Genomic DNA, 11,796 nt, shown 5'->3' with positions numbered 1-11,796 from the left:
CGGGAGGTCTGGCGGGCGACGGGGCGGCGGGCCGGGCGGTGGGCGGGCGTGGGCTCAGGCCGTGGGCGGCGGAGGAGCGGGCGCTTCCGGGTCGGGGACCAGGACGGCGAGGACCCGCATCAGGGGGCGGCCTGTGGTCAGCAGCGAGTCCGCGAGCGAGGCGAGCGACTTCTTAGTCCGCTCCCCGGCGAGGGTGGGCTGCTCCCAGTCGCCCAGGCGGGCCTTGTAGTCGTCGATCGGCTTGCGCAGCGGCTCGTCCCAGGCGTCGCGGTGCCGGTCGAGGAATTGCTCGGCGGCGGCCAGTGCGTCGGGGATGCCGGCCTCCAGCGCCGTCGCCGGTTCGCTGTGGCGCATCGGGTTGGCCATGGTCGGTCCGACCCCGGAGCGGTGCAGCAGGCCGACCATGTCGTCCTCGACCGTGCCGCCCCGCGTCACGCCCATCCACTTGACGACGGTCGGACGGCCCAGCGCGTTGGAGTAGACGCCCTGCACGAGGTACGTGGGCTCGGGCACGTCCGCCGTGATGATCAGCGCCTCCTGCCGGCCCAGGCGTACCAGGACCTTGTCCGTGAGCCACTCCACCACCGGATGCAGATCCGTGAGCAGGGAGATCTCCGGCCAGCTGGACGTGGACGACTCACGGGCCCGCTTCAGGGAGTGCTCGGCGAGCCGGCGGTTGAAGGTCACCAGCAGCCGCTCGCGCAGGCGCTGTTCGCGTACGTAGTCCAGCGGGAGCGCCTTGAGGCGGTGCACCAGGTCGGTGGGCGGGCGGAACGACAGCAGGCCCGACTCGGTGTCCCGGTGCAGGTCCAGGCTGGTGGTCGCGTCGGGGAACACCTCGCTCAGCGCCTCGTCGAGGAACTCGGCGGTCGACGTGAACAGCCGGGGTACCGCCGCGTTGCCCGGTGCGGACGTGCCGGCGCCCTTTCCTTCGGTGTCCTGCGGATCGGCGTTCTCCGCGCCCGGTCCGGCGTCACCCACCGAACCGAAGAAGTCCGCCAGGAAGTCGTCCATGGCCGCGTCCGCCTCGGCCTCCGCCCGGTGCGCGTCCAGCGACTCGTCCACCGTACGGCCGCGCAGCAGATCCTGGATGAGGGACTTCTCCTCGGCCTCCGCCCGGTACAGGCCCGTCACCGCCTCGGCCGTGCCCAGCGCCCGGTGCGCCTGGTCCTCGCGGTCCAGCAGCCGCTCCGCCACCACCGTGTCGTCCTTGGCGCCCTCCACCTCACTGGTAAGGATCAGCGCGCGGAACTGCGGCTGGTGCGCCTGCCCGTACCGGTCGATACGGCCGTTGCGCTGCTCGATGCGGATCAGCGACCACGGCACGTCGTAGTGGATCAGCTGGTGGCACTGGCGGTGCAGGTTGACGCCCTCGGACGCCACATCGCCGGTCAGCAGGACGCGTACCGGAGCGTCCGCCAGGCCGAAGTCCTCCACACACTGCATCTGCTGCTCGTCGGACAGCCCGCCGTGCATCACCCGCGTCGACTCCTCGGCCGCCCGGCCCCGGAAACCGAGCGCGGCCGGCAGCACCGTGCGCAGCCACTCCAGGGTCTGCACCCGCTCGGAGAAGACCACCACCCGCGCGTCCGACTTCGGGCCGACACCGATCGCCTTCAGCTGCTCGACCAGCGCCGCGAACTTCGCAGAGTCCGCTTCCGCCAGCGGCTCCACCAGTTCCTGGAGCGTGCGCAGCGCGGCGAGTTCGGCGCGGGTCGCCGTCGGTTCGTCCTTCTTCTCCAGCGTCTTGATACGTGCGCTGACCGTCGCCTTCAGGGCGGCGTGCGAGGACAGGAACGACTTGAGCAGCGTGTACGGGAAGAGGGGGACGCCGCTCACCGAGGTGCCGTTCTCTCCGGGCAGCCAGACGGCCGCCAGCTCCTCGAAGATCTTCTCCTCGGTGGGTGTCGCCGCACACCGCACGGACTGCGAGGGACCACGGTCCGCCCACTGGCCCTTCATCTGCTCGCGGACCTCGGGGCTGATCTTCGTACGGCGGATGAAGAGGTGCTCGATGTCCTCGGCGCGGTAGTGCTCCGGGTCGCGGATCGCCGCCGGGTCGAGGAGGCCGATCAGCTCCGCGAACGACTTCGCGTCACCGTTGTGCGGGGTCGCCGAGGCCAGGATCAGGGCGTCCGTGCGCGGGGCGAGGATCTGCGCGAGCTGGTTGCGCAGGGAGCCGCGGTTGATCAGGTTGTGCGACTCGTCGATGACGACCGCGTCCCAGTTGATGCGCTCCAGGTGGTGTTTGTACTGGTCGGTGTTCTTCAGGGTGTCGATCGAGACGATGACCCGCTTGAAGTACGTGAACGGGTTCCGGCCCGCCGGGATCTCTCGCTGGATCCGCTCGATGCCGACCGAGTCCAGCCGTACGAGAGGGATCGCGAACCGGGTCCACAGCTCGTGCTGGAACTGCTCCAGGACGTGCTGCGGGGTGACCACCAGGAGGCGCTCACCGCGCCCCCGACGGATCAGCTCGGCCAGCGTCAGGCCGATCTCCAGGGTCTTGCCGAGCCCCACCACGTCGGCGATCAGCAGCCGCGGGCGCAGGTTGCGGCCCGACAGGGCCAGCTCGGCGGGGCGGCGCTGGTAGGGGAGGGAGTCGAGGAGGAACGAGTCGGCGAGGGCCAGCCGGCGCTCGGACTGGGGGAGCGCGGTCTTGCGCAGGACCGCCTCAAGGAAGAGACGGGAGCGGCGGAAGTTCGACGACTCGTCCCGGACCAGCTTCGTACGGCGGGGGTCGATCAGCTCGATCGTGTCCAGACCCGTGAAGAACACGGCTTCCTGGTCCCGTACGAAGTCGGACACGCCGACGACGTCGACCTTCGCGCCGTCGTGCTCGGTGCGTACGGAGTTCCGCACGAGCCACACCTCGTCGCGCACGAAGACCTGCGCGCCTGCCGGGAACTGGTCCTCCCCGTCGGGGCGAGGGCCGACCGGTGCGGTGCTGCTCTGCTGGGCGGTCACCCGCTGCCTCCCGTGTCCGTCATGCTGTGCTGTTGTCGCGGCCGACTCCCGGCTCGGGCAGACCTGCCGCTCACGCTGTTGTACCGCTCCACTGTGCCGTATGGGCGGCAAAGCGCGTGAACCACCCTCACCGGGGCAGACCCGCAGGTCAAGGGTGCGCGGTGGGGGCGTGCCGGGGAGGCACCTGGAGCGGTGCGCGGGATGTGGTCAGAACGCGGCGCGCGCCGCGTACGCCTCGCGCAGCTGCTGGGCGGTGCGGCGGGCCTGGGCGGAATGGCGCAGGGAACGAGCCGGGGTCCGTCCGGTGGGGCGGGGCCGCCGTGGCACGTCCTTGTCCGGAGCGCTCTGCTGGTGCTCCGCGTTCGGAGGCACCGGGGCCGTGGGCGCCGTTTGAGCGGGTTGCTCGGCCTGTGCCGTCTGCTGTGGCGCGGCGAGATGCATGGTGGGCCGGGTATCCGGAGCGGGCCCGTCCATGACCACGGGTAGGGTCGGCGGTTCGTCATGAAGCGGCCCGGCTGCCGGATCGGACATAGCGGGGACGGCAGCAGGAGGGGAGTTCTCCGGCGCCGGCGCCGACAGCAGCGTCGGGAAATCCTGGGGCGGCGCGGCCGTGTAGGTGGTGAGACGCCGACGCGCCTGGGCGAGCTTCAGCCCCTGCGCCTCGACCAGGCCACGGCACTGCTGGACGACCTCGGTGATCGTGGGCCGGTCCTGAACATGGTGGGACAGCATGGCCGTCAGGAGGGGGGCCAGCTCGGGTGGCGCCCCTGTCAGATCGGGAGCAGTCGTCGGATCGGTCACCATGTGGAACAGCACGTGAATGTTGTTCGCGTGGTACGGCAGGTGGCCCGTCGCGGCGAACAGCAGAACCGTACCCAGCGCGTACACGTCGACGGCGCTCGTCAGCGGCTTCACGCCGTTGGCCTGCTCGGGCGGCATGCACGACGGGGTGCCCACGACCGTGTTGGCGGCGGTGAGGGAAGCGCTCGACTCGGCGAAAACCGCGAGGCCGAAGTCGATGATCTTGGGACCGTTAGGGCCGAGCAGGATGTTCGCGGGCTTCAGGTCCCGGTGCAGCAGTCCCTGCTTGTGCACATAACCCAGGCCCTCGGCGAGGGTGGCGCCGAGCGACAGGACCAGGAGCGCGGGCAGCGGGCCGTGGGTCACCACATGCTTGCCGAGGTCCGGGCCCTCCACATACTCCGTGGCCAGCCAGGGCTGTTCCGCCTCCGCATCCGCATCGAGGAGCTGCGCGATCCGCGCGCCCCAGACCGTCTTCAGGATGTCGATCTCCTGCGCGAAGCGCAGCCGGGCGGTCGAATCGACGACCGACGGCTTGATGATCTTCACCGCGGCCGGCTCACCGCCCGGAGATTCGCCCAGGTACACCTGTCCCATGCCGCCCTGGCCGATCCGGCCCAGCAGCTCGAAGCCGCCGATCTGTGCCGGATCCTCGGGGCTGAGCGGCGTGGTCTGCACGTCTGAGTCCGTCCTTCGGTCGGGTCCGCCGGTCGGGAGCTGTCGAAGCGGCTCCGCAACAAGCTAGCCGATACGGCGGACAACCTGAGCACATCGAGCGGACCGTCTGAACTCCCGATGGCGATGAAGCCCTCGGGCCGGAACGCTGGGAACGACGGCGGCAGGTGCTGCCGGTTTGCAGCGGGCGTGGAGGTCCGCGACCACTGCACGAAGGCTGATTCCGTAAACGGGGAACTGTGCCGCTTCCTGCCCGGACCTCGCGGCGTTCGATGAGAGGGCCTACCTGCGCTTGCGTAGCCGTCGGAGTACTCGAAGGCGGCTTGGAGAGTGCGGTAGGCGTCATCCACCTCACGGAGTCGGAAGGTCTAGTTCTCCGGGCTGTAGCTGGTCCGGGATCCTGCGGGCAGGATCTTGCCCACGGTCACCTTGTGGAACAGCCGTCTGCCGTTGATGTACGACACGACCTGACTGATGGTGTCGAATCCCTCGGCGCGGTGCTGAACGAGCCGCACGGTGGCGTGGCCGTCGTCGACGGCGTCGATGCCGATACCCAGTTCGACAGGCATGTCCCAGGAGTCGTACCGGTGGTCGTAGGTGCCCGTGTACTGCTTCGACTCCAGCACGGTGCCGCTGCCGAGGATGTCCTTACCTGCCTCCTCCATCGCTGCTGTCCATGCGGCGCGCACGCTGCCGGGCATGTCCGCAAGTGCCTTCTCGGCGGCGGCCCGGATCGTGACATCGCTGACGTGCCCGGGGTCCCCGAACCACATGAGTGCCGATCCTCCTCCGCCCTCTCCCGGCGGATGCCAGGGTGAACGCTCATGATGCTTGGTCCAAGGGCCGTTAGCTCAATTGGCGTTGCGAGTGTGGACGTTCACGGGAAGGGCGATTAGGAGCGGCGCTGCGCCGTTACGCTGCGATGACCATGCAGGTGCTGGGGGACCGGAGGGGCGATGCAGGCCGGCGACGTCAAGCTGGGGAAGGTTTTCGCGAACGACCACCAGAGCGTGATCCCGATCTTCCAGAGACCCTATGTATGGGATCAGGAAGACAACTGGGAACCCTTGTGGATGGACGTCCGGACGGCGGCGGAGGAAGTGGAGGCGGAGACAGAGCCCCAGAGTGGTACGGGGCAGTCGAAGCCGCGCACCTACTTCCTGGGCGCCGTGGTCCTACAGGAGCGGTACCGGCCGCCCCGGCGCCTCGGTTCGTCCCACATCATCGACGGCCAGCAGCGTATGACAACGCTGCAGATCCTCTTCGCAGCAGCTCGGGCTGTCGCCCACGACATTGCCGCCGACAGCGTCGTCGGGCGTTTCACGAGTCTGCTGGAAAACCGGGCGGACACGGTTCACGAGGCATTCCCGGACGACCGCTACAAGGTCTGGCCGCTCCCTCAGGACCGTGCGGCATTCCTCTGGGCCGTACGCAGGAGCGACGACGACGGTACGGCGCCCGCCCCCGACCACCGGCTGGTCCGTGCCCGCGTGTGGTTCGAGCAGGAGATCGGCGACTGGGCCAAGGCCGCGCCCAACCCGGCCCAGCGGCTCGACGACTTGTTCTACACGCTTCAAGAGCGCATGCAGCTCGTCGAGATCGTCCTGGACGCGGGTGACGACCCGCAGGTGATCTTCGAGGCGCTGAACCACCGTGGAGTGCGCCTCGACGCCGCGGACCTCGTGAAGAACCTCCTTTTCCAGACCGTCGAGTCGCAGGGAGAGCACCAGCACTCCGAAGAGCTGTTGATGAACGCCTGGCTGCCTCTGGATGCCGAACCCTGGCGCGGTCAGGTCACCACCGGACGCATCAGGCGTGCCCTGATCGACCTGCTCCTGGCTTATTGGCTGACAGTTCAAAGGCGTCAAGACGTCCTGGTAGAGCACCTGTTCGCCGACTTCAAGAAGTGGCTACCGGAAAGCGGCCGGCAGGCTTCGGACGTGATCCGGGACATCAGGCATTACGCCGAGACGTATCAGCGGGTTCGGGAGTTGCCGCTGACCGATCCCACCGGCCGATTGCTCGACCGCATGCAGACCATGACGACGACGCCATGGCCGGTGCTGCTCTATCTGCACGCGACGGACGACGTACCGAACGACCAGCGAACGATCGCGGCCCGCGCCATCGACTCCTTTCTCATGCGGCGAGCCGTGTGCCTGATGACGACGAAGGACTACAACCGACTCTTCGTCCAGGTACTGGCCGATGCTCAGCAGAGCGATCCCACCCGGGCAGGTGACGCCGTCGTGCGTAGCCTGTGGAATCAAACGGCCGACGCCCGGCTGTGGCCTGACGACCAGACGTTCTTCGCCGCCCTGATCGCGAACGATCTCTACCGTCGTTCCTACCGTGCCCGGTTGAAGGCCCTGCTGGTCGGACTGGAGAATCACCTGCGGACACCGAAGACCGAGCCCGCGCCAGTACTTTCCAGTGCGGACCCCCGGCTGAACATCGAGCATGTTCTGCCGCAGAAATGGGAGACGCACTGGCCGCTGAACGACGGTGACGGCGAGGAGAGCTTGAAGAAACGACATGAGGCGGTCCATCAGCTCGGCAATCTCACGCTCACCACCTCGAAGCTCAACCCGTCGTTGAGTAACCGGGAATGGAATCACAAGAAGGACCGTTTGGGCGCTCACAGCCTTTTGCGGCTGACGACCTCGTCAGTGCTCTCCGCGCCGGATGGGCTTCGGGACAAGTGGAGCAATGAGCGATGGACCGAGTGCTGGGACGAGGACCGGATTCAGCTGCGCACCTTGTGGCTTGCCCGTATCGCCCTACAGGCATGGCCGAAGCCCAAGGGGTGACACCGACTGAGCCTCTTTCATCCTGAATAGCGGCAAGTCAGCAGTGTGTGGACGGCCTGGAGGATGGTGCCGATGCGTCGGGTGGAGCATCCGGCTCGCCGGAGCGAGCGCCAGGATTCAATTGTGCGAAGGCGCGTTCGCGGGTGCACGGAGGCGGCCGTGATGGCGGTTAAACTGCTGGTAGTGCTCGGGCTGTTCGCGGTGACGGTAGTACGTGGTGCCGAAGGTGGCGCCGGCGCCCTGGTAGGCGTGGTCCGCGAGGACGAGAATCTGCCGGGTGAGGCAGGCTTGGACGATGCCGTGGGCACGGGCCGTGGTCAGGACGTGGGTGCGGCCGGTTGTCGCGCGGGAGACCCAGAGCGGTGTTCCGTCGGGGCGGTGCTGGAGCAGGAGAAAGAGGTCCTGCGCCGGTCGTCCTGGGATCGGCCGAGTCGGGAATCTCCTTCCGTGCTTCCGCGGCCAGGGCCCACGCGTACCTCGCCGCGAGCAGCATCTGATCCCGAGCACGTTCGGCGCCCCGTGGCGCTGTATGTGGCCGCGATCCTCGCTCACCCCGCGACAGCGACCGTCGGGCCCGGCCGTCGGGCTGAATCGGGAAGAGAGTGTCCGGTGAGGGCGGCTCTGCCGGACTGGCTCGGACCACTCGCCTATGACGCCGACGACGAGTGCCTTGCCGTCGCCGAGCGTCACTTTTGCCGCACGCGCTCGATGTGTCCACGACCTCTGGGCAGGCGGCTGTACGGCGAAACCTCCGTTCTGACGACGGATGTTCCTGGGCTCGCACGGCGACTGCGCGCCGCCCGCGGCCGACGTGCTCCGTCGGATCGGGCAACGGGTCGAAAATCAGTGGTCACCCAAGCCGACCGGGCCCACGCTGTACGCCATGGAACAACCGCTCCGCGAGATCCGCGCGCTCCACACGGCGTCCACGATCACCGTCTACCAGGCGTACCGCCCGGAAATCGGCGGCCCCGCCGCCCGCAAGGGCCGATTCCCTGCCGCGTGGAAGCCCGACCGCATGACATGGATCAAGCCCAGTTTCCTGTGGATGATGTACCGCTGCGGCTGGGGCACGAAGGAAGGTCAGGAGACGGTCCTCGCCGTCGAGATCACCCGCGAGGGGTTCGACTGGGCGCTGCGCAACGCGTGCCTGTCGCACTACGTCCGCGGCCTGCACCCCGACCGCGACACCTGGCAGCGTGACCTCAAGCGCGCACCGGCCCGCGTCCAGTGGGACCCCGAACGCGATCTGCACCTGCGCCCCTTGCCGTACCGCTCGCTGCAACTGGGGCTCTCGGGCGAGGCGTCGGCGCGCTACGCGAACGAGTGGATCGTGTCCATCAATGACGTGACCCCGCTCGCCCACGAGATCCACGCCCTCGTCAAGGACGGCCGACTGGACTCGGCGGCCCGACTGCTCCCCCGGGAACAGGCATACCCAGCCGGCGAGGAGCTGGCGGCCCACCTGTGTCCTTGAGCGGTAGCCCGGGAACAACGGCGGGCATCACCCATGGGCCACATGGCGGGGAGTTCTGCGAGCACCGCTTGATGGTGCAGGTCAAGCCACGCTCGCTGGAGAGTCCTGTCAGCGGCGGAGCCTTGTACGCGCCCAAAGAAGTCCGATCACCCCTCCGACGGCGACCAGATACACGGTCAGCGGTCTGTCGTCCAGGATGAGTCCGGGCATGGCGATGACGGCCACGATCAGAAGCCATCCGCATCCGGCCGTCCCGATGTCCGCTGCATCAGGACGGCGCCCTTCGTTGTCCACCCGTTCCCCCCTTTGGCCGGCTGGTAGCCGATCGGCACATTATTCGGGACGCCCCTCTTCGATGCGGGCCGAATGCCGCCGGGGGCGTGTCGGCCCGGTGCCGCGGTAGGTGCTCCGGCAGCACGGTCCGGGGGCGCGGACGGATGTCCTGGCACGCGGGGATGAACGCCCCCGCCCCGAGGCCCGTATGGGACGGGGACACTGTCGAGTCGTCCGAGGCCGTGAGGAGTTGTTCCATGTCCGCCCGGGGGCGCCGTCGTGAGGGCGGCGGGGGTCGGGGGTGCCGTCCGTGCGGTGGCCCCGCGGTCGCGGCCGGCGTCGTGCGCCCGGCGCGGGCCGCCGTCTTCGGTGCCGTGTGCGTCGTCACGACGGCGCTGGGACACGCCCTGATGTCCTCGGTGCGGGCCCCTCAGTGGTGGGCGCTCGGCCTGGCCTTCGGCGCGGCGATGCTCTGCGGGTGGTGGCTCACCGGCCGTGAGCGCGGCGTCTTCACCGTCGTGGCCACCACCGTCACCACCCAGGTGCTGCTGCACCTGCTCTTCCACTTCTCGCACCACCCGGGCGGTGACGCCGCGGCCGGCGTCGGTGCGTCGCACCACGGAGGCGCCGGCATGGGCGGGATGCTCCTCGGCCACGCGGGCATGACGATGCGTCACATCGGCGCGCCGGAGGGCTCCGGCATGGTGGCGGAGCCCCCGGCCGCCCCCTTCGCCTCCACCCTCGCCCAGGCGGGCGGCGCCGGGATGTTCGCGGCCCATGTGCTGGCCGCCGTCGTCTGCGGGCTGTGGGTGTGGCGCGGGGAGGCCGCCGTCCACCGTCTCGGACGGGCCCTGGCGGCCGTGCTGTTCGCGCCGCTGCACCGCGCCTTCCGCGCGCTCCTCGGCAGGCCGGGCGGCGGCAAGGTGCCCTCCTGGCGCGCGGTGGCGGACAGCCGGGACCGCCGGTGGCCCCCACCCGCCGCGTTGCAGTACGTCATCGTCCGCAGAGGGCCGCCTGCGGGCGGAGTGATCCGCAGTCCGCTGTCCCGTGCCCCGTCGTTCGCGGTGCGGGCCTGATCAGGTCCGCTTGTCGCGGCCGGTCCGGCCCGGAGGGCAGCGGGGTGCCGTCGCGCCCGTGCGCGCGTCGGCCTGTTCTGTTCGCCCCGGGCCGCGCCCGCGTCGCCTTCGCGACCGCCGTGCCGCACCGTCCGCCGCCGTGGCTCTCCGCCGCGCCGGCGCAACGGCGCGCCGATGCGGGTCCGGCCCCGCCGAGATCGGAAGTTGCATGTACCACCCCACGTTCGACCACGCGTCCCCTCAGGACACCGGGCCCGTCACCGGGCCCATCACCGGGTCCGTCACCACACCGGTCGCCGGACCGGCCGCGCCGCTTCCCGGCTCCGCGCCGCGTCCGCGTGGCCCGCGCCGGCGCATCGCCGGCTGCCTCGCCGTGCTCACCGCCACGGCTCTGCTGTCCGGTTGCGGCGGCTCCTCCGACAGCGCGGACGACGAAAACGCCTCCGCTGCCTCGTCGGCGCCGTCCGCCTCCTCCGGGACGGGCAAGGGCATGGACAAGGACAAGGGCATGGACGGTATGTCCGACATGGACATGAAGTACGGGGACCCCTCGGCCACTCCCGCCTACCGGGTGGCCGGCGCGTCCGTCGTGAAGGGCGCCTTCGAACTCCTGGACACCCGCCCGCCCGGCATGGACGACGCCAAGGGCACGGCCTGGCTGGGGCAGGGCGACGGGGGCACCACCGTGACCGTGTCGCTGTCCGGTCTGAAGCCGGGACACCACTACATGGCCCACCTGCACTCCAGCCACTGCTCCGCCGACAACGGCGGCGAGCACTTCCGCTTCGACAAGGGCGGCGCGGCCAAGCCGCCGAACGAGGTGTGGCTGACCTTCACCGCCGACAAGTCCGGCAAGGGCACGACGACGGTGACCAACGAGAAGAAGACCGGCAAGGGCGCGGTCGCCCTCGTCGTCCACCCCATGGAAGCGATGGACAACCGGATCGCATGCGCGGACTTCGACTTCTGAGGGCCTCGGCCGCCCTGACGGGGTGCCTGGGGGTGCTGCTGCTGTCCGGCGGCACGCCCGCGTACGCCCACACCGCACTGAAGGACGCGGCGCCGGCGCCCGGTTCCACCGTCGGCACCGGCACCCGCGTCATCGCGCTGACCTTCAGCAGCCTCAAGCCCGGCACCACACCGCAGATCGGCCTGATCGCCGGTGACGGCACCGCCGTGCCCGTCGGGCGTCCCGCGATGGCGGACGGAACCGTGGCGTGCGCGTCCGTCGGGGCCCTGCCCGCCGGTGTCGCCACGCTCACCTACACCGTCACCGCCGTGGACGACGACGTGCAGAGCAGCGCCTTCCAGTTCCGGGTCTCCGACAACGCCGCGGCCGTCGCCGCACCGGCCGCCTGCAAGGGACTGAGCCTGGCCGCCGCGCCCGCCGGGCCGTCGGCCGACGACGAGGACGGCACGGTCCTGGGGCTCGGGCGCACCGCTGCGGTGGCCGTCCTCGCGGCGGTCGCGGCGCTCGTCGCCGGGGCCGTGCTGATGCTGCGACGCTCACGTCGGACTCGGCCGGAGGGAGGGAGACACGCCATGTGACGCCGCCTCCGCCGGGGCCCCACCGGGCCCCGGCGGTTGAGGGCCGGCCCCGGCGGCCGTGGGGCCGGTCCCGGTAGGCGTGTCAGCCCCGGCGGACACCAAGGTCGTCCCACCCACCGGGCGGTTCACCCCAGTCCGGTTCAGCCGGCCCCGGTCGTACCTGGCGGCT

8 protein-coding genes and 1 pseudogene are annotated in these 11,796 nt (G+C 70.0%); 5 read left to right on the top strand and 4 right to left on the bottom strand.

From position 1 onward, the window contains the following. Positions 1-54: 54 nt before the first annotated feature. The 3 genes from ACGFS9_RS13685 to ACGFS9_RS13675 all read right to left on the bottom strand — a co-directional run bounded on the left by ACGFS9_RS13685 (position 55) and on the right by ACGFS9_RS13675 (position 5,216). The gene (locus tag ACGFS9_RS13685; protein WP_393252998.1) at positions 55-2,967 is read right to left on the bottom strand and encodes a DEAD/DEAH box helicase; all 2,913 of its coding nucleotides are present in this window, start codon (positions 2,965-2,967) and stop codon (positions 55-57) included. A gap of 207 nt (positions 2,968-3,174) precedes the next feature. Further along, positions 3,175-4,446 carry a protein kinase gene (locus ACGFS9_RS13680; RefSeq protein WP_393252997.1) on the bottom strand — a complete coding sequence of 424 codons (1,272 nt, stop codon included), beginning with the start codon at positions 4,444-4,446 and terminating at the stop codon, positions 3,175-3,177. A gap of 365 nt (positions 4,447-4,811) precedes the next feature. Then, positions 4,812-5,216, bottom strand: a complete 405-nt coding sequence (locus ACGFS9_RS13675; protein WP_393252995.1) for a hypothetical protein — start codon at positions 5,214-5,216, stop codon at positions 4,812-4,814. Positions 5,217-5,399: 183 nt separating this feature from the next. Here ACGFS9_RS13675 and ACGFS9_RS13670 point away from each other — a divergent pair, with 183 nt between their 5' ends. Continuing rightward, complete coding sequence (locus tag ACGFS9_RS13670; protein ID WP_393252993.1) at positions 5,400-7,253, top strand: DUF262 domain-containing protein; 1,854 nt, start codon at positions 5,400-5,402, stop codon at positions 7,251-7,253. Between the two features lie 17 nt (positions 7,254-7,270). Here the strand turns inward: ACGFS9_RS13670 and ACGFS9_RS13665 are convergent. After that, positions 7,271-7,631 (bottom strand): annotated as a pseudogene (locus ACGFS9_RS13665) (transposase family protein); the annotation flags it as partial. A gap of 505 nt (positions 7,632-8,136) precedes the next feature. On the opposite strand from ACGFS9_RS13665, the gene ACGFS9_RS13660 reads away from it, so the two are divergent. The 4 genes from ACGFS9_RS13660 (at position 8,137) to ACGFS9_RS13645 (ending at position 11,627) form a co-directional block, all read left to right on the top strand. After that, entirely contained in the window at positions 8,137-8,730 is a 594-nt protein-coding gene (locus tag ACGFS9_RS13660; RefSeq protein WP_393252991.1) for a DUF4291 domain-containing protein, read from the top strand. Positions 8,731-9,377: 647 nt separating this feature from the next. After that, complete coding sequence (locus ACGFS9_RS13655; RefSeq protein ID WP_393252990.1) at positions 9,378-10,079, top strand: hypothetical protein; 702 nt, start codon at positions 9,378-9,380, stop codon at positions 10,077-10,079. 208 nt (positions 10,080-10,287) lie between these two features. After that, on the top strand, positions 10,288-11,049 hold the full coding sequence (locus tag ACGFS9_RS13650) for a superoxide dismutase family protein (RefSeq protein ID WP_393252988.1): 762 nt from the start codon (positions 10,288-10,290) through the stop codon (positions 11,047-11,049). Further along, positions 11,028-11,627, top strand: a complete 600-nt coding sequence (locus ACGFS9_RS13645) for a copper resistance protein CopC (protein ID WP_393252986.1) — start codon at positions 11,028-11,030, stop codon at positions 11,625-11,627. Before ACGFS9_RS13650 ends, ACGFS9_RS13645 begins: the two co-directional genes overlap by 22 nt. Positions 11,628-11,796: the final 169 nt, after the last annotated feature.

Source organism: Streptomyces sp. NPDC048566 (assembly GCF_043199735.1).
Classification (GTDB): domain Bacteria; phylum Actinomycetota; class Actinomycetes; order Streptomycetales; family Streptomycetaceae; genus Streptomyces.
The sequence above is the reverse complement of the archived record's forward strand: the minus strand, read 5'-3'. Positions and strand labels throughout refer to the sequence as shown.